At 62.9% G+C, this 22,184-nt stretch carries 20 protein-coding genes; 16 read left to right on the top strand and 4 right to left on the bottom strand.

Annotated elements, in window-relative coordinates; genetic code table 11:
• Positions 1-174: 174 nt before the first annotated feature.
• The 3 genes from QOL82_RS17675 to QOL82_RS17665 all read left to right on the top strand — a co-directional run bounded on the left by QOL82_RS17675 (position 175) and on the right by QOL82_RS17665 (position 5,219).
• Positions 175-2,262 carry a molybdopterin-containing oxidoreductase family protein gene (locus QOL82_RS17675; protein WP_283443614.1) on the top strand — a complete coding sequence of 696 codons (2,088 nt, stop codon included), beginning with the start codon at positions 175-177 and terminating at the stop codon, positions 2,260-2,262.
• Positions 2,259-3,362, top strand: coding sequence for an aminopeptidase (locus tag QOL82_RS17670; protein ID WP_283443613.1), 1,104 nt, complete (start codon positions 2,259-2,261; stop codon positions 3,360-3,362). Before QOL82_RS17675 ends, QOL82_RS17670 begins: the two co-directional genes overlap by 4 nt.
• 174 nt (positions 3,363-3,536) lie before the next feature.
• A complete protein-coding gene (locus QOL82_RS17665) occupies positions 3,537-5,219 on the top strand; it encodes a long-chain fatty acid--CoA ligase (protein ID WP_283443612.1) in 1,683 nt (560 codons plus the stop codon).
• Positions 5,220-5,266: 47 nt separating this feature from the next.
• Here QOL82_RS17665 and QOL82_RS17660 read toward each other — a convergent pair whose 3' ends face one another.
• Both QOL82_RS17660 and QOL82_RS17655 read right to left on the bottom strand, forming a co-directional pair.
• The gene (locus tag QOL82_RS17660) at positions 5,267-6,859 is read right to left on the bottom strand and encodes an alkaline phosphatase D family protein (protein ID WP_283443611.1); all 1,593 of its coding nucleotides are present in this window, start codon (positions 6,857-6,859) and stop codon (positions 5,267-5,269) included.
• An 11-nt stretch (positions 6,860-6,870) separates the two neighbouring features.
• Entirely contained in the window at positions 6,871-7,284 is a 414-nt protein-coding gene (locus QOL82_RS17655) for an acyl-CoA thioesterase (protein ID WP_283443610.1), read from the bottom strand.
• A gap of 76 nt (positions 7,285-7,360) precedes the next feature.
• Between QOL82_RS17655 and QOL82_RS17650 the strand changes: the two genes are divergently transcribed.
• The 10 genes from QOL82_RS17650 to QOL82_RS17605 all read left to right on the top strand — a co-directional run bounded on the left by QOL82_RS17650 (position 7,361) and on the right by QOL82_RS17605 (position 18,420).
• Positions 7,361-9,208, top strand: coding sequence for an ABCB family ABC transporter ATP-binding protein/permease (locus QOL82_RS17650; protein WP_283443609.1), 1,848 nt, complete (start codon positions 7,361-7,363; stop codon positions 9,206-9,208).
• Positions 9,209-9,262: 54 nt separating this feature from the next.
• A complete protein-coding gene (locus QOL82_RS17645) occupies positions 9,263-10,216 on the top strand; it encodes a LysR family transcriptional regulator (protein WP_283443608.1) in 954 nt (317 codons plus the stop codon).
• A gap of 160 nt (positions 10,217-10,376) precedes the next feature.
• Positions 10,377-11,663 (top strand): Glu/Leu/Phe/Val family dehydrogenase, encoded by a 1,287-nt coding sequence (locus QOL82_RS17640; protein WP_283443607.1) that lies wholly within the window; start codon positions 10,377-10,379, stop codon positions 11,661-11,663.
• A gap of 183 nt (positions 11,664-11,846) precedes the next feature.
• A complete protein-coding gene (locus QOL82_RS17635; RefSeq protein WP_283443606.1) occupies positions 11,847-12,794 on the top strand; it encodes a transporter substrate-binding domain-containing protein in 948 nt (315 codons plus the stop codon).
• Positions 12,795-12,972: 178 nt separating this feature from the next.
• Complete coding sequence (locus QOL82_RS17630) at positions 12,973-13,722, top strand: amino acid ABC transporter permease (protein WP_283443605.1); 750 nt, start codon at positions 12,973-12,975, stop codon at positions 13,720-13,722.
• Between the two features lies 1 nt (position 13,723).
• A complete protein-coding gene (locus tag QOL82_RS17625) occupies positions 13,724-14,416 on the top strand; it encodes an amino acid ABC transporter permease (RefSeq protein ID WP_283443604.1) in 693 nt (230 codons plus the stop codon).
• Positions 14,417-14,445: 29 nt separating this feature from the next.
• A complete protein-coding gene (locus tag QOL82_RS17620; protein WP_283443603.1) occupies positions 14,446-15,171 on the top strand; it encodes an amino acid ABC transporter ATP-binding protein in 726 nt (241 codons plus the stop codon).
• Between the two features lie 96 nt (positions 15,172-15,267).
• Positions 15,268-16,539, top strand: coding sequence for a glycerate kinase type-2 family protein (locus tag QOL82_RS17615; RefSeq protein WP_283443602.1), 1,272 nt, complete (start codon positions 15,268-15,270; stop codon positions 16,537-16,539).
• 29 nt (positions 16,540-16,568) lie between these two features.
• Complete coding sequence (gene pyrC, locus QOL82_RS17610) at positions 16,569-17,612, top strand: dihydroorotase (RefSeq protein WP_283443629.1); 1,044 nt, start codon at positions 16,569-16,571, stop codon at positions 17,610-17,612.
• Between the two features lie 22 nt (positions 17,613-17,634).
• Positions 17,635-18,420: a DUF3025 domain-containing protein gene (locus tag QOL82_RS17605; RefSeq protein ID WP_283443601.1), complete on the top strand. Its 786-nt coding sequence runs from the start codon at positions 17,635-17,637 to the stop codon at positions 18,418-18,420.
• A 221-nt stretch (positions 18,421-18,641) separates the two neighbouring features.
• Here the strand turns inward: QOL82_RS17605 and QOL82_RS17600 are convergent, their stop codons facing one another.
• Positions 18,642-19,769: a porin gene (locus QOL82_RS17600; protein ID WP_283443600.1), complete on the bottom strand. Its 1,128-nt coding sequence runs from the start codon at positions 19,767-19,769 to the stop codon at positions 18,642-18,644.
• 247 nt (positions 19,770-20,016) lie between these two features.
• On the opposite strand from QOL82_RS17600, the gene coq7 reads away from it, so the two are divergent.
• Positions 20,017-20,634, top strand: coding sequence for a 2-polyprenyl-3-methyl-6-methoxy-1,4-benzoquinone monooxygenase (coq7, locus tag QOL82_RS17595; RefSeq protein WP_283443599.1), 618 nt, complete (start codon positions 20,017-20,019; stop codon positions 20,632-20,634).
• Between the two features lie 18 nt (positions 20,635-20,652).
• Here the strand turns inward: coq7 and QOL82_RS17590 are convergent, their stop codons facing one another.
• Positions 20,653-21,096: an OsmC family protein gene (locus QOL82_RS17590; RefSeq protein ID WP_283443598.1), complete on the bottom strand. Its 444-nt coding sequence runs from the start codon at positions 21,094-21,096 to the stop codon at positions 20,653-20,655.
• Between the two features lie 204 nt (positions 21,097-21,300).
• On the opposite strand from QOL82_RS17590, the gene rplM reads away from it, so the two are divergent.
• Positions 21,301-21,729, top strand: coding sequence for a 50S ribosomal protein L13 (rplM, locus tag QOL82_RS17585; RefSeq protein WP_283443597.1), 429 nt, complete (start codon positions 21,301-21,303; stop codon positions 21,727-21,729).
• A 9-nt stretch (positions 21,730-21,738) separates the two neighbouring features.
• On the top strand, positions 21,739-22,131 hold the full coding sequence (gene rpsI, locus QOL82_RS17580; protein ID WP_194715047.1) for a 30S ribosomal protein S9: 393 nt from the start codon (positions 21,739-21,741) through the stop codon (positions 22,129-22,131).
• The last annotated feature ends 53 nt before the right edge of the window (positions 22,132-22,184 follow it).

Below are 22,184 nucleotides of genomic sequence, written 5' to 3'. Positions count from 1 at the left end.
GATAGCGCATTTGCCAGGTCGACAATATCGGGCCGTCAAGGAATTGACTCCCGTCTATTTTCAAAATGAAAACGCCAGCAAAAACAGGTATTTACCCAGGTAATTTCATGCATTAAAAAAAGCTTTTGCAGTACGATTGAAACCAATTCCAGCAATGCCGAGAAAGTAAGACCGATGACGACGACCGTAGTCCGCGCCGCCTGCCCCCACGATTGCCCCGACACCTGCGCGATGCTGGTCACCGTGGAAAATGGGGTGGCGACCAAAGTACGCGGCGACCCGGACCATCCGACCACGGCCGGGGTGCTGTGCACCAAGGTCGCGCGCTATACCGAGCGCACCTATCATCCGGAGCGCCTGCTGTACCCGATGCGCCGGACCGGGCCCAAGGGCCTGGGCCGCTTCGAGCGCATCAGCTGGGACGAGGCGCTGGACACCATCGCCGAACGCCTGAAGGCGGTCGCCGCGCGCGAGCCGCAGGCCATCCTGCCGTACAGCTATGCCGGCACCATGGGCCTGGTGCAGGGCGACTCGATGTCGGCGCGGTTTTTCCACAAGCTCGGCGCGTCGCGGCTGGAGCGCACGATCTGCGCGTCGGCCGGCGCGGCCGGCATCACCTATACGCTGGGCGGCAAGGTCGGCATGGATGTCGAGCAGTTCCAGGATGCGAAGGTCATCCTGATCTGGGGCGGCAACCCGATCGCGTCGAACGTGCATTTCTGGATGCGCGCGGTCGAGGCAAAGCGGCGCGGCGCGCTCCTGGTGGCGATCGACCCCTACCGCTCGCTGACCGCGGAGAAATGCCAGATCCATATCGCGCCCCTGCCGGGCACCGATGCGGCGCTGGCGCTGGGGATGATGCACATCCTGATCCGCGACGACCTGCTGGACCATGACTACATCGCCCGCCACACGCTGGGCTTCGACGACCTGAAGGCGCGGGCGCTGGAATGGACGCCGCAGCGCACCGCGGAAATCTGCGGCATCCCGGTCGAGCAGGTCGAGCAGCTGGCCCACCTCTACGGCGGCGCCGCGCGCGGCGGCGACCCGGTGGCCATCCGCCTGAACTACGGGCTGCAGCGCGTGCGCGGCGGCGGCATGGCGGTGCGCAATGTCTGCTGCCTGCCGGCGCTGGTGGGCGCCTGGCGGCATGCGGCCGGGGGCGTGCAGCTTTCGGCGACCGACAGCTTTCCAAAGAACACGCCGGCGCTGCAGCGGCCCGACCTGCTGCCGGGGCCGCTGCCGCGCAGCATCAACATGAGCACGATAGGCGACGACCTGCTGCGGCTTGCCTCGCCGGAATTCGGGCCGAGGATCGACGCGGTCATTGTCTACAATTCCAACCCGGTCGCGGTCGCGCCCGAGTCGCCCAAGGTGGCCCGCGGTTTTGCGCGCGAGGACCTGTTTACCGTGGTGCTTGAGCATTTCCAGACCGATACCGCCGACTATGCCGACATCCTGCTGCCGGCCACGACCCAGCTGGAGCATGCCGACGTCCACCTCGCGTACGGCCACCTGTACATGGTCGCCAACAACCCGGCGATCGCGCCGATGGGGGAGGCGAAGCCGAACACCGAGATCTTCCGCCTGCTGGCCGCGCGCATGGGCCTGGACGACGCCTGCTTTGCCGACACCGACGACGATATCGCCGCCGAGGCTTTCAACAAGGCCGACCCGCGGGCCGCGCATTTCGACTGGCAGGCGCTGAAGCAGCGCGGCTGGAGCAAGCTGGCGATACCGGACGTGCCCTATGCGGAAGGCGGCTTCCCGACGCCATCGGGCAAGTGCGAGTTCTACTCGGCGCGCATGCTGGCCGACGGGCTCGACCCCTTGCCCGCTTACATCCCGCCATACGAGTCGGCGGCCAGCAATCCGGAGCTGGCGCGGCGTTACCCGCTGGCGATGATCTCGCCGCCGGCCCGCAATTTCCTCAACTCCACCTTCGTGAACGTCCAGAGCCTGCGCAGCACCGAGGGCGAGCCGCACCTGGACCTGCATCCGCAGGATGCCGCGGCGCGCGGCATAGCAGACGGCGACCGGGTGCGCATCCGCAACGACCGCGGCGTCTTCAGCGCCCGCGCCCGGGTCACCGCCAATACCCGTCCCGGACTGGTGGTCGGGCTGTCGATCTGGTGGAAGAAGCTGGCGTCGGACGGCCGGAACGCGAATGAACTGACCAGCCAGCGCCTGACCGACATGGGCCGGGCGCCCACCTTTTACGACGTGCTGGTCGAAGTCGAGAAAACAGGAAGCGACGAATGAAGATCAGATACCGGACCCTGCTGCTGGGCACGGCCGCCGCGGCGGCGGCGGCGCTTGCCGGCGGCTGCGCCCAGATGGGCTATTACATGCAGGCGGCGCAGGGCCAGTATGCGCTGATGGCCGAGGCGCGGCCGATCGACGATTGGCTGGCCGACCCGTCCACCGCCGACAAGCTCAGGACCAAGCTGTCGCGGGTCAAGGAAATCCGCGGCTTCGCCGCCGCCGAGCTCGGGCTGCCGGACAATGGCAGCTACAAGAACTACGCCGACATCAAGCGTCCGTTCGTGCTGTGGAATGTCGTGGCCGCGCCGGCGCTGTCGCTGGACCCGGTCAAATGGTGTTTCCCGATCGCCGGCTGCGTCAATTACCGCGGCTACTACAGCAAGGCGGCGGCGCAGGAATTCGCCGGCGAACTGCGGCAGCAGGGGCTGGACGTGCAGATCGGCGGCGTGCCGGCGTATTCGACGCTGGGCTGGTTCGACGACCCGGTGCTGTCGACCTTCATCCAGTATCCCGACGGCGAGCTGGCGCGGCTGATGTTCCACGAACTGGCGCACCAGGTCGCCTATGCGAAGGACGACAGCCAGTTCAACGAGTCCTTCGCCGTCGCGGTCGAGGAGATCGGCGTCGAACGCTGGATGACCCGCTTCGGCGACGAGAAGATGCGCCGCGCCTACCGCGAATACGAAGGCCGCAAGCAGGGTTTCCTGGACCTGCTGCTCAAGCACCGCAAGGCGCTGAAAGAGGTGTATGCAAGCGAGGCGACGGATGCGGAAAAGCTGCAGGCCAAGGCCGCGCTGTTCCAGTCGCTCAAGGACGATTACCAGGTCCTGAAGGCGGGGTGGGGCGGCTATGCCGGCTATGACCGCTGGTTCGCGGAGCCGCTTTCCAACGCGCACCTGGCCTCGATTGCGACCTATCATGATTTCGTGCCCGGCTTCCGGGCGCTGCTCCGGCAGGAAAAGAACATGGCCGCCTTCTACCAGGCGGTGAAGCGGATGGCGGGACAGAGCCGCGACCTGCGGCACCAGGAACTGGCCGTGCTGGGCGATCCGCCGAAGCTCGCCGCGCAGCAGCCGGCTGCCAGCGACACGAACTGACGCCGCGGCGACCCTGGCGCGGCGATCGCATGCCATCGCGGCCATCGCAAAATGCCGGGCTAGAATAATTGTTCAAAAGCGGTGCAAAATGCTTGCGGCGCTGGGAGGCGCCGAATAGCATCTCGGGTTGACCGGCTTGCCGGTTCCATAAATAACAACATTACGAGGCGGACGATGGACAAGATTTGGCTCAAGTCGTACCCGGCAGGCGTACCGGTGGATGTCGACTACACCCGTTACCGTTCGCTGGTTCACCTGCTGGAAGAATCGTTCCAGAACTATGCGAAGCGCGACGCCTATGTCTGCATGGGCAAGTCGCTGAGCTATGCCGAGGTCGACACGCTGTCGCAGCGCCTCGGCGCCTGGCTGCAGAGCCGCGGGCTGGAAAAGGGCGCGCGGGTCGCGCTGATGATGCCCAACGTGCTGCAGTACCCGGTGGCGCTGGCAGCGGTGCTGCGCGCCGGCTACACGGTCGTCAACGTCAATCCGCTCTACACCTCGCGCGAGCTTGCGCACCAGCTCAACGATTCCGGCGCCGAAGCCATCATCATCCTGGAAAATTTTGCGACGACGCTGGAGCATGCGGTCGCCGGCACCAAAGTGCGCCACGTCGTGGTCGCGTCGATGGGCGACCTGCTCGGCGGCGCCAAGGGCATGATCGTCAATTTCGTCGTGCGCAACGTGAAGAAAATGGTCCCGGCCTACAGCGTCGAGAATGCCGTGTCGTTCAAGCGTGCGCTGGCCGAAGGCAGCCGCATGACCTTCAAGCCGGCGCAGCTCACGCATGACGATGTCGCCTTCCTGCAGTACACCGGCGGCACCACCGGCGTTTCCAAGGGCGCGACGCTGACCCATCGCAATGTGCTGGCCAACGTGCTGCAGAGCGAGGCGTGGGCGCAACCGGCGCTGGACCGCGAGCCGCACATAGAGCAGCTGATCTACGTCTGTGCGCTGCCGCTGTATCACATCTTCGCGTTGACCGCATGCTGCCTGATGGGCACGCGCATGGGCGCGACCAACATCCTGATCCCGAATCCGCGCGACATCCCGGGCCTGGTCAAGGAGCTGTCCCGTTACCGGATCAATATCTTCCCGGCGGTAAACACGCTCTATAACGGCCTTCTCAACAATCCCGACTTCGCCAAGCTGGATTTTTCCGGCCTCAAGGTCTGCAACGGCGGCGGCATGGCCGTGCAGCGCGCGGTGGCGGAAAAATGGCTGGCGGTCACGGGCTGCCCGATCATCGAAGGCTACGGATTGTCGGAAACCTCGCCGGTCGCCACCTGCAACCCGTCGGACAGCAAGACGTTCAGCGGCACCATCGGCCTGCCGATGCCGTCGACCGAAGTGTCCATCCTGGATGACGCCGGCAATCAGCTGCCGATCGGGCAGGTCGGCGAAATCGCGATACGCGGGCCGCAGGTCATGACCGGCTACTGGAACCGTCCCGACGAGACCGCCAAGGTCATGACGCCCGACGGCTTCTTCAAGACCGGCGACGTCGGCATCATGGACGAACGCGGCTTCGTGCGCATCGTCGACCGCAAGAAGGACATGATCCTGGTGTCCGGCTTCAACGTGTATCCGAACGAGATCGAGGACGTGCTGGCGTCGCATCCGGGCGTGCTGGAATCGGCCTGCGTCGGCGTTCCCGACGGGAATTCGGGCGAGGCGGTGAAGGTGTTCGTGGTGCGCAAGGACCCGGCGCTGACCTCGGCCCAGCTGATGGATTACTGCCGGGACCAGCTGACCGGCTACAAGCGGCCGAAATACATCGAGTTCCGCAACGAACTGCCCAAGACCAATGTGGGCAAGATCCTGCGGCGCGAGCTGCGCGACGAGAAGAAGGCCGCGTAGCCAGCAAGCCTGAAAGGTTCGGGAGGCCTGTCAGGCGCAGCAGCGCATCAGGCGCCGGGCATGACGCCCGGCCGTCCGTTCGGCACCGTGAATGCCGCCGCCGTGGCGATGCCCGAAGCGGCGTCGCGCACATCGTCCAGCGCCTGGAACAGCACCGTGGCCGCCTGCGGCGTCAGGTCCATCGTCACGAAGCCGCGGCGGTCGCTGCGGCCATAGCGGATATGCGGATTCATCGCCAGGTACTGTTCGGTGCGCGACTGCGGCCGCGAATTGGACGTCACCGACGTGCCGCAGAACTCGGTCGCGAGCACCGGGTTGTCGGCGGATGGGGCACGGTTGAAATCGCGCTGCAGGTCGCTGGCGAAAAAGCTGTGCACGTCGCCTGAAATGACCAGCGGATTGGCTGGCCGGTGACGCCTTATCATGTCCAGCAGCCGGTTGCGCGCCGCCGGATAGCCGTCCCAGCCATCGGTCCAGAAACGCCCGCCATCCCTGGCCACCGGCGTCTGGCTGCACTGCGCCATCAGCGTCTGCTGGGCCAGGATGTTCCACCTCGCCGGCGATGCGGCCATGCCCTGCGCCAGCCAGGCTTCCTGCGTCGCGCCCAGCAGCGTGCGCCCGGGCTGCAGCCGGTCGCTGCAGGCCCGTTCGACCGACGTGCTGCCGCCGCGCCCGGGGCGCGCGCAGGCCTGGTGCGAGCGGTACTGGCGGTCATCGAGGACGTGGAAGCGGGCCAGCCGGCCCCAGTCATAGCGCTCGTAGATGCGCATATGCGCGTAGCCGTCCGGCAGCGCCTGCAGCCTGACCGGCATGTGCTCGTAGAACGCCTGGTAGGCCGCCGCCCGCCGCAGCATGAATGCCGGGTCGAGCGCGCCGTCGCGGTCGTTCGCATAGTCGTTGGCCACTTCGTGGTCGTCCCAGGTGACGATCCACGGCGCCGCGTGGTGGGCGGCCTGGAGCTGCAGGTCGGCCTTGTACTGCGCATAACGGGCGCGGTAGTCCGCCAGCGTCACCGACTCGCTGGTGCGCCGCGCGGACGACGGGTGCGCGGCGTCGTACGGCCCCCATTCGTAGATATAGTCGCCGAGGAAGGCGACCAGGTCGGGCGCCGCCGCGGCGATGTGCCGGTGCGCCGCATACTCCCCGAATTCCCAGTGCTGGCAGGACGCGTAGGCGAGCCGCATGCGGCCCGGCATCGCGTCGCGCGCCGGGGCGGTGCGGGTGCGGGCGACCGGGCTCACCGCGTCGCCCAGCATGAAGCGGTACCAGTACCAGCGGTCCGGGCGCAGCCCGGTCACATCGACATGCACGCTGTGCGCAAGCTCGGGCAGGGCGCTGGCGTTGCCGCTGGCGACGATGCGCCGGAAGGCCTGGTCGTCGGCAAGCTCCCAGCGCACCGTGACCGGGCCCGGCGCCGGGGCTTCCGGGTTGCCCGGTTCGGACAGGATGCGTGTCCACAGCACGATGGCGTCGGGCAATGGCGAGCCGGATGCCACGCCGAGGCGAAACGGGTACCAGCCGCTGCGGGCAAGGCCCGCTGCCGGCAGCGGCGCGGCGCCCGTTGCTCCCGTTGCACCCATTGCTCCGATTGCGGCGAGGCGGGCGGCGCGCTGCAGGAACAGCCGGCGCTGGCGATCCATCGCGTCCAGGCTCAGTTCGCGACTTCCGACTCGGGGGGCAGCGGGCGCGGCTTGCCGTCCTCGCCGGTGGCGACATAGGTCAGCGTGGCTTCGGTCACCTTGACCACTTCCCACTTGAGGCGGCTGCGCTCCGAATAGACTTCGACGTTGACGGTCACCGAGGTCTTGCCGGACTTGACCACGCTTGCGTAGAAGGACAGCAGGTCGCCGACGTAGACGCGCTGCTTGAACACGAAGGAATTGACCGCGATGGTCGCGACGCGGCCATTGGCGCGGCGCGCCGCCGGCAGCGCGCCGGCGATGTCCACCTGTGCCATGATCCAGCCGCCGAAGACGTCGCCATGGGCATTCGAATCGGCTGGCATCGGCATCACGCGCAGGGCGGGCATGCCGGGCGGCAGGCAGGTGAGGTTACTTTCGGTCATTGGGGATTCCTGCTTTATATGGATAAGGACGTTACAATCGAAGGCCAAGCATAAACCAAGTTCCAGTCCCCCCTCAATGCGCCGCACCTTGCCCCCGACTTCCGATGCACCCGCCAACCAGGGAACCCGCAATGACTGGGCCACCCTGAAAACCCTGCTGCCTTACCTGTGGGCCTACAAATGGCGGATGTCGCTTGCGCTGGTCTTCCTGATCAGCGCCAAGATGGCCAATGTCGGCGTGCCGCTGGTGCTGAAAAAAATCATCGACAGCCTGACGGCAACCGCCACGCAGCCGCAAGCCGTCGTCGCGTTGCCGCTGGCCCTGCTGGTCGCCTATGGCGCGTTGCGGCTTTCCACCACGCTATTTACCGAGCTCCGCGAATTCGTGTTTGCGCGGGTCACCCAGCGCGCCGTGCGCACCGTGGCCCTGCAGGTCTTCAAGCACCTGCATTCGCTGTCCCTGCGTTTCCACCTGAACCGGCAAACCGGCGGCATGACGCGCGACATCGAGCGCGGCACCCGCGGCATTTCCTCGCTGGTGTCGTACACCCTGTTCAGCATCCTGCCGACCCTGGTCGAGATCACGCTGGTGCTGGGCTACCTGGTGCTGCACTACGACATCTGGTTCTCGGTCATCACGGCCGGCGCGCTCGTCACCTATATCGTGTTCACGGTCCTCGTCACCGAATGGCGCACCCATTTCCGCCGCACGATGAACGACCTCGATTCCAAGGCCAGCACCCGCGCGATCGACTCGCTGATCAATTATGAGACCGTCAAGTATTTCGGCAACGAGGAATACGAGGCCAGGCGCTACGACGAGGGCCTGCAGCGCTACGAAGCTGCGGCGGTCAAGTCGCAGACCTCGCTGTCGCTGCTCAACACCGGGCAGTCCGTCATCATCGCCATCGCGGTCACGCTGATCCTGTGGCGCGCAACGCAGGGCGTGATCGACGGCACCATGACGCTGGGCGACCTGGTGCTGGTGAATGCCTTCATGATCCAGCTGTACGTGCCGCTCAACTTTCTCGGCGTGCTCTACCGCGAGATCAAGCAGAGCCTGGCCGACATGGAGCGCCTGTTCGCGCTGCTCGACCAGCATCGCGAGGTCGCCGACCAGCCGGACGCGCTGCCGCTGCAGCCGCATGGCGGGGAAGTCCGTTTTTCCCATGTCGACTTCAGCTACGAGAAAAACCGGCAGATCCTGTTCGACGTCGACTTCACCATCGCGGCCGGCAGCACCACCGCCGTCGTCGGCCATAGCGGCTCGGGCAAGTCGACGCTGTCGCGGCTGCTGTTCCGGTTCTACGATGTCGACGCCGGCAGCATCTCGATCGACGGCCGCGACCTGCGCCAGGTCACGCAGTCGACGCTGCGCAGCGCGATCGGCATCGTGCCGCAGGACACGGTGCTGTTCAACGACACCATTGAATACAACATCGCCTACGGCCGCCCCGGCGCCAGCCGCGAGGAAATGATCGCCGCCGCCCGCGCCGCGTCCATCCACGACTTCATCGAATCGCTGCCGGCCGGCTACCAGACCATGGTCGGCGAGCGCGGGCTGAAGCTGTCGGGCGGCGAAAAGCAGCGGGTGGCCATTGCCCGCGCCCTGCTCAAGGACCCGGCCATCCTGATCTTCGATGAAGCCACGTCCGCGCTGGACTCGCGCGCCGAGCAGGCGATACAGGCCGAACTGAAGGCGATCGCGCGCACCCGCACCACGCTGGTCATCGCCCATCGGCTGTCCACCATCGCCGACGCCGCGCAGATCCTGGTGATGGACCACGGCCGCATCGTCGAGCGCGGCACGCATGCGCAGCTGCTCGCCGCCAATGGCGCGTATGCGCAGATGTGGGAGCGGCAGCAGGCGCGGCCCGACGAGGCGCTCGCCTCGCCGCGGTCCGACGCCAGCGAGGCCGCATGACAGCATGAACAACCGGGCTTTGCCTGACGGGGCAACGCCCATTACGATGGCGTCATGGATACCAAGTGGCTTGAAGATTTCGTTTCCCTGGCTGAGACCGGCAGCTTCAGCCGCTCGGCCGAACTGCGCCATGTCACCCAGCCCGCGTTCTCTCGGCGCATCCAGTCGCTGGAAGCATGGCTGGGCGCCGACCTGATCGACCGGACCTCGTATCCGACCCGGCTCACGCCCGGAGGCGAAGTGTTCTACGAGCAGGCGCTGGAAATGCTGGGGCAGGTCAACAATGCCCGCGCGCTGCTGCGCGGCAAGGGCCCGGCCACGCAGGGCATGATCGATTTCGCGGTGCCCCACACGCTGTCGCTGACCTTCGTGCCCAAGTGGGTGAAGGCGCTCGAGGCCGGTTTCGGCCCCATCGTCGCCCGGCTGATGGCGCTCAACGTCCACGACGCGGTGATGACCATCGTCGAAGGCGGCTGCGACCTGCTGCTGTGCTACCACCATCCCCGCCAGCCGGTGCAGCTCGACGCCAGCCGCTACGACATGCTGGTGCTCGGCCAGGAAACCCTGCGTCCCTACGCCCGCTGCGACCGCGCCGGCACCCCGGACTTCATGCTGCCGGGCGACATCCGGGCGCCGCTGCCTTTTCTTTCCTACACGAGCAATGCCTACCTGGGCCGGATGGTGGACCTGATCCTGGCCGACGCCGGCCGCGCGCCTTACCTCGTCAAGCGCTATGAGACCGACATGGCCGAGGGCCTGAAGATGATGGCGCTCGAAGGCCATGGCGTGGCCTTCCTGCCGGAGTCGGCGGTGTCCCGCGAAACAAGGAATCGCCAGCTGGCGCGGGCCGACAGCGGCGGGACGGAATGGGAAGTGCAAATGGAAATCAGGTTGTACCGTGAACGGCCGTCCGCGCAGCGTCCGGGCAAGGCGGTCGTTACCCGGCTGTGGGACTATCTGCTGCAATCGGCGCTGGCTAAACCGGCAGGAAAGCGAACGCCGGCCTGAAATCCGGCACTAGACATCCGATGTAACTATGCTTTGTACGCATAGTTACATGCATACAAGGCATTGGATACGCAGCCGCGTGCGGTCCTACTATGTGGCCTTGTGCAGCACTAGCCTGTCGCGGACCGTCTAATGCGCCGTTTACCTAGGAGTCCACCAAATGTCCAGCCAGCATGAAATTCCTTCCTACCTGACGCCTCAGGGCATAGGGCCCTGGGCCGTCTACCTGGAGCAGATCGACCGCGTGACGCCTTATCTCGGCAGCCTCGCGCGCTGGGTGGAAACGCTGAAGCGGCCCAAGCGCATCCTGATCGTCGACGTGCCCATCGAGCGCGATGACGGCACCATCGCGCACTTCGAGGGTTACCGCGTGCAGCACAACACGTCGCGCGGGCCGGGCAAGGGCGGCGTGCGCTTCCACCAGGATGTCACCCTGTCCGAAGTCATGGCGCTGTCGGCCTGGATGACGGTCAAGAATGCGGCGGTCAATGTGCCGTACGGCGGCGCCAAGGGCGGCATCCGGCTCGATCCGCGGCTGTTGTCGCAGGCCGAGCTGCAACGGGTGACGCGCCGCTACACCAGCGAGATCGGCATCATCATCGGCCCCAACAAGGACATCCCGGCGCCGGACGTCAACACCAACGAACAGGTGATGGCATGGATGATGGACACCTATTCGATGAACGAGGGCAGCACCTCGTCCGGCGTCGTCACCGGCAAGCCGATCTCGCTGGGCGGCAGCCTGGGACGGCGCGAAGCCACCGGCCGCGGCGTCTTCGTCGTGGGCTGCGAGGCGGCAACCCGGATCGGCATGGAGATCAAGGGCGCGCGCATCGCGGTCCAGGGTTTCGGCAATGTCGGCAGCATCTCGGCCCGGCTGTTCGTCGAGGCCGGCGCCCGCGTCGTCGCGGTGCAGGATCACCAGTCCACCGTGTATGCGGAAGCGGGGCTGGACGTGCTGGCGCTGCAGGAGCATGTCAGGGAGCATGGCGGCGTCGGCGGATTCCCGGGCGGCGAGCATATCAGCGACCGCAGCCGGTTCTGGAGCGTCGATTGCGACATCCTGATCCCTGCCGCGCTGGAGCAGCAGATCACCGAACAGAACGCCGGCCAGATCACCGCCAAGATCGTCATCGAAGGCGCCAACGGACCGACGATGCCCGCCGCCGACGACATCCTGCATGACAAGGGCGTGCTGGTGGTGCCCGACGTTATCGCCAATGCCGGCGGCGTGACGGTCAGTTACTTTGAATGGGTGCAGGACTTCTCGAGCTTTTTCTGGACCGAGGACGAGATCAACCTGCGCCTGACCCGCATCATGCGGGAAGCCTTCGCGGGCGTCTGGCAGCTGGCCACCGAAAAGAAGGTGTCGCTGCGCACCGCGGCATTTATCGTCGGCTGCACCCGGGTGCTGCAGGCGCGCGAAATGCGCGGGCTTTACCCCTGATCCGACCCGCAGCCTGGCCTGCCGGCCCGCTTTTCGGGCCGGGCTGCGGGAGGCGGATCGGGGAAAATAAAAATCGGTGAAAATTATTAAAAAAATAGGGCGTTTGATACACTGAGGCAGCATTTAGACAATTACAAACAATTGTATGATTTGCAGCCTTTTATCTTGTGTCCAGGAGATGCTATGAAATTGACTTCCCTACTTACCGTTATGATCGGTGCCAGTGTGATCACCGGCGCAGTGCAAGCGCAGGAACTGACGGGCACGCTGAAAAAAATCAAGGATACCGGCACCATCACGCTGGGTGTGCGCGATTCCTCCATCCCGTTTTCCTATCTGGACGACAAGCAGTCTTATCAGGGTTATTCAATTGACCTGTGCATGAAGATTGTGACTTCGGTGCAGAAACAGCTTGGCCTCACGTCCCTGAACGTGAAGATGAACCCGGTGACGTCCGCCACGCGTATCCCGCTGATGGCCAACGGCACCGTCGACCTCGAATGCGGCTCCACCACGAACAACCTCGAGCGCCAGAAGCAGGTCGCTTTCGCGCCGACGACCTTCGTGACCGCAAACCGCCTGCTGTCCAAGAAAGCATCCAACATCAACACCCTGGATGACATGAAGGGCAAGAACCTGGTCTCGACCTCGGGCACGTCCAACCTGAAGCAGGTCACCCAGCTCAACGGCGAGCGCAACCTCGGCATGAACATCATGGCCGCCAAGGACCATGCGGAAGCCTTCCTGATGGTGGAGACCGGCCGCGCAACCGCGTTCGCGATGGATGACATCCTGCTCGCGTCGCTGGCGGCAAGCTCGAAATCCCCGACCGACTACACGATCACCAAGGAAGCCCTGTCGGTGGAGCCGTACGGCATCATGCTGCGCCGCGAAGATCCGCAATTCAAGAAAGCCGTCGACACGGCAATCGAGAATGTGATGAAGTCCGGCGAGATCACCAAGATCTACGCCAAATGGTTCCAGTCGCCGATCCCGCCAAAGAACATCAACCTGAATATCCCGATGAGCGATCAGCTCAAGATGGTGGTTGCCAAGCCGACCGACTCCGGCGATCCGGCTGCTTACGCCGACGTCCCGGACGCACAGAAGCCAGGCGCGAAGAAGAAATAAACGCAGGATAGTCAATGAACGGGAGGCCATGCCTCCCGTTTTTAGTTTAAGGCACGAAAATTGCTCGCGTGAATCATTGATTTTGTTGTAAGCTGCGCGGTTTTCCGGATATCGGCCATCCGATTGTCCACTTGCCTGACAACAAAATCGGCTTTCTGAACGCAGACTAGGGAACCCTATGAACTATAACTGGAACTGGCGCATCTTCTGGGAAGCTTCCCCGGATGGCGTCGGCACTTATATGGACACGCTGCTGTCCGGGCTGGTATGGACGCTGGCCACAGCCTTGATTGCCTGGGTGATGGCTCTGATACTCGGTGCGGTCATCGGCACAATCCGCACGATGCCCAACAAGATCGCGGTGCGCCTGGCCAATGGCTATGTCGAACTTTTCCGGAATATCCCCCTGTTGGTGCAGATGTTCCTCTGGTACTTCGTCATGCCCGAATTGGTGCCGGCGAGCGTCGGCAACTGGCTGAAGTCGCTGCCGAACGCGCCCTTCGTCACCGCCGTGCTCTGCCTGGGTTTCTTCACGTCGTCGCGCGTTGCCGTGCAGGTTTCCGCCGGCATCAATTCGCTGCCGCGTGGCCAGAAACTGGCGGGCACCGCGCTCGGCCTGACCTTGCCGCAGACATACCGCTATGTGCTGCTGCCGATGGCGTTCCGCATCATCGTCCCGCCGATGACCAGTGAATTCCTCAACATCATCAAGAACAGCGCAGTGGCGCTGACCATCGGCCTGATGGAACTGACTGCCCGCGCCCGCTCGATGCAGGAATTCTCGTTCCAGGTATTCGAGGCATTCACCGCGGCCACCATCATCTACATCCTGGTGAACGTCGTGGTCGTGTTCCTGATGCGCTGGATCGAAAAGCGGGTGGCCGTGCCCGGCTTCATCAGCAGCGCCACCGGCGGCGGAGGACACTGACATGTTTGCCAATTTCGACTTCGACGTCATCGAGCGCTCCTGGGTCTACCTGTTCAAGACCGGCATGGCGTTTACGCTGGAACTGACCGGGCTGGCGATGGTGGGCGGCATCCTCATCGGCACGCTGCTGGCCATGATGCGGCTGTCCAAGTTCAAGACGCTGTCCATGGTGGCGACGGGCTACGTCAACCTGATCCGCTCGATCCCGCTGGTGCTGGTGATCTTCTGGTTCTACTTCCTAGTGCCATATATCGGTGCATGGATCATCGGCGCCAAGGAGCCGATCATGGTCGGCGCGTTTTCATCGTCGCTGATCACCTTCATCCTGTTCGAGGCGGCCTACTACTGCGAGATCATGCGCGCCGGCATACAGTCGATCCCGCGCGGCCAGGTGGCCGCCGGTTACGCGCTGGGCATGAACTACTGGCAGACCATGGGCAACGTCGTGCTGCCGCAGGCTTTCCGCAACATGATCCCGGTGCTGCTGACGCAGACCATCGTCCTGTTCCAGGACGTGTCGCTGGTCTACGTCCTGTCCATTACCGACTTTGTCGGCGCCGCTTCCAAGGTCGCGCAGCGCGATGGACGACTGGTAGAAATGTACCTGTTCGTCGCGGTCGTCTATTTCGTGCTCTGCTACGCGCTGTCCATGCTGGTGAAAAGGCTGCAGCTTCGGGTGGCGATCATACGCTGAGCCGCCGAATTCAGAATCCAGGAGAAAACATGATAGAACTGAAACACGTCAGCAAATGGTATGGCCAGTTCCAGGTGCTTACCGACTGCACCACCAGCGTCGCCAAGGGCGACGTGGTGGTGGTATGCGGACCATCCGGCTCCGGCAAATCGACCCTGATCAAGACCGTCAATGGCCTCGAGCCATTCCAGAAGGGTGAGATCATGGTCGACGGCGTATCGGTCGGCGATCCCAAGACCAACCTGTCGAAGCTGCGCGCCCGCATCGGCATGGTGTTCCAGAACTTCGAGCTGTTCCCGCACCTGTCGATCCGCGAGAACCTGACCATAGGCCAGGTCAAGGTGCTCGGCCGCAGCGTGTCCGATGCGACAGAGCGCGGCCTGAAGTACCTGGACCGCGTCGGCCTGATCGCGCAGAAGGACAAGTTTCCCGGACAATTGTCCGGTGGACAGCAGCAGCGCGTGGCGATCGCCCGCGCGCTGTCGATGGACCCGATTGCGATGCTGTTCGACGAGCCGACGTCGGCGCTGGATCCGGAAATGATCAACGAGGTGCTGGACGTCATGGTCGGCCTGGCTCAGGAAGGCATGACGATGATGGTGGTGACCCACGAGATGGGCTTTGCCCGCAAGGTCGCCAACCGCGTCATTTTCATGGACAAGGGCCTGATCGTCGAAGACTGCACCAAGGATGAATTCTTCGGAACGCCGCGTTCCGATCGCGCGCGCGACTTCCTCGCAAAAATCATCCATTAATTTATTGTTCACGATTGACCGCAAGCCGCTTCAGCGACAAACTGGGGCGGCTTTTTTTTGCGTCATTTCTCGTAATGGTTGGGAACAAGGATTTCCATGGATTACCGAACACTCCTGATAGACAGTTTCAATGCGGCAGTCGCGGCCGCCGACCCGCTGAAAATCATCGCCGCCCACCTGCCGCAGCCGCCGAAGGGACGCACGCTGGTCGTCGGCGCGGGCAAGGCCGCGGCCAGCATGGCGCGGGCGGTCGAGCTTGCATGGCCGGCGGATGCGGCGCTGGAAGGCATCGTGGTCACGCGCTATGCGCATGCGCTGCCAACCGAACGCATCACCGTGGTCGAAGCCAGCCATCCCGTCCCGGACGATGAGGGCGAAAAAGCGGCGGCGGATATCCTGGCGCGCGTCGCTTCCCTCGGTCCCGACGACAGGCTCATTGCGCTGGTTTCCGGCGGCGGCTCCAGCCTGCTGTCGCTGCCGGTGGCAGCGGTGCCGATGGCGGACCTGAAAGCAGTCACGAAATCCCTGCTGAAGTCGGGTGCGCCGATCACGGACATGAACATCGTGCGCAAGCACTTGTCGCGCATCCAGGGCGGACGCCTGGCCGCGGCCTGCAAGGCGCCGATCACGACGCTGATCATCAGCGACGTTACCGGCGACGACCCGAGCGCCATTGCGTCCGGCCCCACCTGCCCGGACGCCAGCACGTATGCCGATGCGCTGGCCATCCTGCGGCGCTTCGAAGTGAAGGCGCCGGACAGCATCCTGGCGCACCTGGAAAAGGGCGCGGCAGGCAATGTGGATGAGACGCCCAAGCCGGGCGACCGCTTGTTCGAGCGCGTCGACAATACCGTGATCGCAACCGCCCGCCAGAGCCTGCAGGCAGGCTCGGACTTCTTCGCCGCACATGGGCTGACGCCGGTGATCCTGGGCGACACGGTGACCGGCGAGGCCTCCGAGGTGGCCAAGGTCTATGCAGCGATCGTCAAGGAGATCCGGGGCTATCAGCAGCCGTTCAAGGCGCCGGTCGCCCTGATCTCGGGCGGCGAATGTACGGTGACGGTCCGCGGCAATGGGCGGGGAGGGCGGTGCGCCGAATTCCTCGCATCGCTCGCGGTCGAGCTCGATGGCATGCCGGACGTCTACGCGATTGCGGCGGACACCGACGGCATCGACGGGACTGAAGACAATGCAGGCGCGGTGCTTCTGCCGGACAGCCGTTCGCGCGCCGACGCATTGGACATCAATGCGCGCAAGATGCTGGCAAACAACGACGGCTACAGTTACTTTTCCGCGCTCGGCGATCTGGTCATCACGGGGCCGACCCTGACCAACGTGAACGATTACCGGGTAATTCTCGTCCTGTAAAATTGGCGGACTTATCTTCTGCCGACATCATGCAAACAACACCGAACAGCATCACGATCATCCGCCCCGACGACTGGCATCTGCACCTGCGTGACGGCGCGACGATGGCCAGCGTCTTGCCCCACACCGCCCGCCAATTCGCCCGCGCGATCGTGATGCCCAACCTTAAGCCGCCTGTCACCACGACTGCCCAGGCCTTGGCCTATCGTGAACGGATACTGTCGGCGCTTCCGGCCGGCATGCGGTTCGAACCGCTGATGACCCTTTATCTGACCGACAACACGCCGGCCGACGAGATCCTGCGGGCAAAGGAGAGCGGCTTTGTGCACGCCGTGAAACTGTATCCGGCGGGCGCCACGACGAATTCGGATGCCGGCGTCACGGACGTTCGAAAATGTTATGCGGCACTGGACACCATGCAGCGCGTCGGCATGCCATTGCTGGTGCATGGCGAGGTGACCGATCCTGAGATCGACATATTCGACCGGGAGGCGGTGTTCATCGACCGGATCATGAAACCGCTGCGGCATGACATGCCGGAATTGAAAGTCGTCTTCGAACATATTACGACCAGGGAAGCGGCGCAGTATGTCAGTGAGAGCGGCCCAGCCACGGCAGCAACGATTACCGCGCATCACCTGCTTTACAACCGGAACGAGATTTTCAAGGGCGGCATACGCCCGCATTACTATTGCCTGCCGGTCCTGAAGCGTGAGACGCACAGGCAGGCGCTGGTTCAGGCGGCTGTATCGGGAAGCGGCAGGTTTTTCCTCGGCACCGATTCGGCGCCGCATGCGCGCGACACCAAGGAAAATGCCTGCGGCTGCGCCGGCTGCTACACCGCATTGCATGCGATGGAACTGTATGCGCAGGCTTTCGACCAGGCTGGCGCCCTCGACAAGCTCGAAGGTTTCGCCAGCATCCACGGCCCGGATTTTTACGGAATGCCGCGCAACGAAGGCACCATTACCCTTACAAGGGAGCGGTGGACCTTGCCAGCGGAATTGCCTATGGGTAGCGCAACGGTCGTGCCCTTGAACGGCGGTGAAGTCATCGATTGGGCGATGGCCTGATCTTTTGCCTGCCCACGACTGCATGTCCGATGCATTTCTGGCGCAAATAGACTGGCGCCAGCCCTGGCTCGCGCCGGTCAAGCCCATCGCGGAAAGGGTGTTGCAGTTTTCGCCCTGGCAGGATGGACTCAATGCGCTGGCCAGCGACCTCGACCTCAGGAATCATCGCTCCTTGCCTCTGTGCTTCGTTCCGCAGGCTGACCTGCCTGCGGGCGTCGCCTACGAAACCTTCATCAGCGAAAGCGGCGGGGTGCCGACGCGGGCCAATCTGCATGATTTTTTCAATGCACTGGTCTGGCTGACCTATCCAAGGATCAAGGTTGCGTTGAACGCGATGCAGGCGAAGGAAATTGAACAGCGCAGGCATGCACCTGCTGTCACCCGGGGCAGGACCAGGGATGCGGCAACCATTTTCGATGAAAATGCCGTGCTACTGTTGAGTTCCAGTCCGGCAATCGGCGACATGCTGCGCCAGCATGCCTGGCGGCCATTGTTCATCGAGCAAAGGGAATTGCTTCTGCAGGAGTGCCGGATCCAGTTGTTCGGCCATGCGTTGATGGAAAAACTGGTAAAGCCCTATAAAGCGATCACCGGACACACGTGGGTCGTGACGGCAGCACCGGCGGTGCTGGATCTGCCCGCGTCGGAAATGCGCGCCTGGCTGGATGCTACGGTGGCTATGCAATTGCAGGATGGGCTGAACACATCCCACTTTACCCACTTGCCTGTACTGGGCGTTCCTGGCTGGTGGCCGATGCAGGACGAAGCGTTTTATGCCGATGCCGCGGTATTTCGGCCACTGCGATAGTCGTTCAGCTGTGTAAACGATCTGCTGCGAAAGTAGAACATGAGGCATAGCCAGCCAGTCCCGGCAAGTCACGCCATGTAATGCCAAACTGTAATGCAAAACTAAACGGACAAAAAAACAGGCCCACCGAAGTGGGCCTGAAATTATTGCTGTTTGCAGGCTATTGCTAACCTGCTTTTGCCGAAACTGGCCCGGAAGCCAGTGTCGAGCAAGCTGTTTTATCAGAACAGGTGGTTGATACCAACCGACACGCCAACTTGCTTGTCTTGGCCAGGAGCCGAAGCCAGGCCCAGTTGCGAACCGCTGCTACCATTCAGGCCAGCCGTGTTAGCAACGCCGGTCGAAGCACTAGCCAGGCCATCTTTGTACTTGGTGTAGTCCACGTCAGCGTAGAAGTTGGTACGCTTCGACAGTGCGTAGGTCGCACCGACGATGAACAGACCACGCTTGCCGCTGTTGTTAGCACCGACGCCGAAGCCGTCAGCCTTGGTGTGGTAGTAAGCTGCGGTCAGGCCCAGGGCTGGGGTGATGTCGTAGCTACCGCCAACCCATGCATTCTTCTGGGTCGTTTCGCCACCGGCTACACGGTCTTGCTCTTCACGAGCGTAACCAGCAGCGATACGGCCTGGGCCGAAGGTGAACGCGCCGCCAACGGTGTAGTGACGATTGTCTTGGTCTTGACCAGCGATGGCAGGAGCCGCGCCAACTGCAGCGACTGCGTCAACCGTAGGCTTACGCTTGGTGTAAGCAGCGCCGACCGAGAACGGGCCAGTTGCGAACGTTGCGCCAACTGCAGCAGCCGAACCGCCGCTGCCGCCGCCAACGCGCTCGCCCAGAGCGTATTCAGCACGTGCGGTCAGAGGACCAAAGGTGCCGGTGTACTGGATGTCGTTGTCGTTACGGGTACCAGCGGAGATGCTTGCCAGTGCGGTCGGGATGATGCCGGTGTACTTGTAGTTGAACGGATCGTATGCGCCGACGGTTTTAAATGCGACCGTGTATTGACGACCCAGATCGATCGAACCCCATTGACCGCCGAGGCCAACGAATGCCGAACGGCCGAAGAAACGGTTTGCATCAGCTGCGCCGTTGCCGGTGTTAAATGCGCTTTCCAGGGTGAAGTGAGCATTCAGACCGCCGCCCAGATCTTCAACGCCTTTGAAACCCAGACGGTTGGAGTTGTAGGTACCCGTCGAGCTCATCGTGGTCTTGCTGCGGCCGTTGACGTCCTGGTCGGACTGGTAACGCACACCGCCGTCAAACGAACCATAAATCGTCACGCTGGTTTGTGCTTGTGCAACGCCTGCAAATGCACCCAGGACTGCCAGTGCGAGAAGCGATTTTTTCATTGAGTAATCTCCAGAAGTTGTAGTGCTAAAATTTTTCGCTGCATTCAGTTCAGCAAGGCTACCGGTAAGGAGCCCCCCTGCCAGACTTCCAAACCAGTTGATCAAGAAGCTAGTAGTCATTTCATCAAATTACAGGGTGAAGGGCAAAGGGAATTTGGCTTTTGTGTGCAATCATGCGGTTTTATGTGGCTTTGAAACAACGGATTTTTGTCGTATACACAATATTTTTATTGTAGAAAGGTAACTAATGGATGGCCTTATCGTGGGGTTCGACCGTGCGCTCAGAGTAGTAAGCGGTGTTGCATCCGCAGCACGTCCAACGCCGGGAACGCGCTTGCCGGATGGTGACCTGACAGAGGCGGAACGCCGGAAAAGCGCGGGTTTGATGCGGGTGAATCATGTTGGGGAAGTGTGCGCGCAGGCTCTCTATGCGGCGCAGGGACAGTTTTCCGGCAACCCGGGCACCGGTGCGCAATTCAGCGCCGCCGCCCGGGAAGAAGAGGATCACCTGGCATGGACGGCCCAGCGCCTGGAGGAATTGAATTCCCATACCAGTTTGCTCAATCCGCTCTGGTATGCCGGCGCCTATGCGATGGGCGCCGTCGCTGCGCGGCTTGGTGATGCGCACAGCCTGGGGTTCGTTGTGGAAACCGAGCGCCAGGTCGAAGCGCACCTTGCGAGCCATCTCGAACGTCTGCCCGCCACCGATTTCAAATCGCGTGCGGTGGTGGAGCAGATGCGGCAGGATGAAGTCGCGCACGGCGCGGCAGCCCAGGCGCTTGGCGCCGCCGAACTGCCGGTGGTTGCGCGCACGGCAATGCGCGCGATGTCGAAAGTGATGACCGGACTCGCTTACTATATATAGATTAGCGAGCAGCGGAGGCTAGGGGGCAGGCGGTTCGCCCAGGTCGTCGACGATTTCGAAGGTATGGGTCATTGCCGCCGTTTTTTCCAGCATGATGGAAGCGGAGCAATACTTTTCATGCGACAGCTTGATCGCGCGTTCGACCAGGTTCGGCTTCAGGTTGCGTCCCCGCACGGTGAAATGGAAATGGATGCTGGTGAAAACCTTGGGATCCTTTTCCGCACGTTCGGACTTCAGCGTCACGTCGCATCCGCGCACGTCCTGGCCGCTCTTTCGCAGGATGAGCACGACGTCGTAGGCGGTGCAGCCGCCGGTGCCGGCCAGCACCACTTCCATCGGCCTCGGCGCAAGATTGCGTCCGCCGCCTTCGGGCGCGCCGTCCATCGTGACCAGGTGGCCGGAACCGGTTTCGGCCGTAAACGTCATGCCGGACAAGCCCGTCCAGCGCACTGTGCATTCCATCGCATCCTCGTAATTATTGAAGGTGGCTTATTGTAACTGCTGCGTATTGGGTTTTCTGTTTGACGGCAAGTCGTTGAAAAGGCTATACTTTCCGATTCCCCGTTTGCTCAGGGGAAGATACAAGGCCGAGTCCGCGGCAACGGGTAGCATCTTCATACAGCGCGGAACCACCATTTTGAGCGAATCAATTATCAGGAAGTCATCATGAAAACCTTTTCCGCTAAAGGACACGAAGTCCAGCGCGACTGGTTCGTGATTGACGCGACGGACAAAGTCCTCGGACGTGTTGCCAGCGAAGTGGCACTCCGGTTGCGCGGCAAGCACAAGCCAGAATTTACCCCTCACGTCGATACCGGCGATTTCATCATCGTCGTCAACGCAGACAAGCTGCGTGTCACGGGCACCAAGGCCACCGAGAAGAAGTACTACCGCCACAGCGGTTACCCGGGCGGCATCTACGAAACCAATTTCCTGAAAATGCAACAGCGTTTTCCGGGCCGTGCGCTTGAGAAGGCAGTCAAGGGCATGCTGCCCAAGGGTCCTCTCGGCTACGCGATGATCAAAAAGCTGAAGGTTTATGCGGAAGGCAGCCATCCGCATAGCGCCCAGCAGCCGCAGCCACTCGAACTGTAAGGAACAGACATGATCGGTAACTACAACTACGGAACCGGCCGTCGCAAAAGTGCAGTGGCGCGCGTGTTCATTAAGTCTGGCTCGGGCCAGATCGTTGTCAACGGCAAGCCGGCGAACGAGTACTTTTCTCGCGAAACCGGCCTGATGGTGATTCGTCAACCGCTGGAACTGACCAACAATGTCGAGCGTTTCGACATCATGGTCAATGTCAACGGCGGCGGCGAGTCGGGCCAGGCAGGCGCCGTTCGTCACGGCATCACCCGCGCACTGATCGACTACGATGCAACGCTGAAGCCGGAACTGTCGAAGGCAGGCTTCGTTACCCGCGATGCACGTGAAGTCGAGCGTAAGAAAGTCGGTCTGCGCAAGGCACGTCGCGCAAAGCAGTTCTCGAAGCGTTAATCGCGCTACTGCAGGAAGTTTTCTGCGGCAAAAGCCGCCCGGTTCGCCGGGCG

The organism is Noviherbaspirillum suwonense (assembly GCF_900182955.1).
Classification (GTDB): domain Bacteria; phylum Pseudomonadota; class Gammaproteobacteria; order Burkholderiales; family Burkholderiaceae_D; genus Noviherbaspirillum_A; species Noviherbaspirillum_A suwonense.
This window is presented reverse-complemented; position numbering and strand designations above follow the sequence as displayed.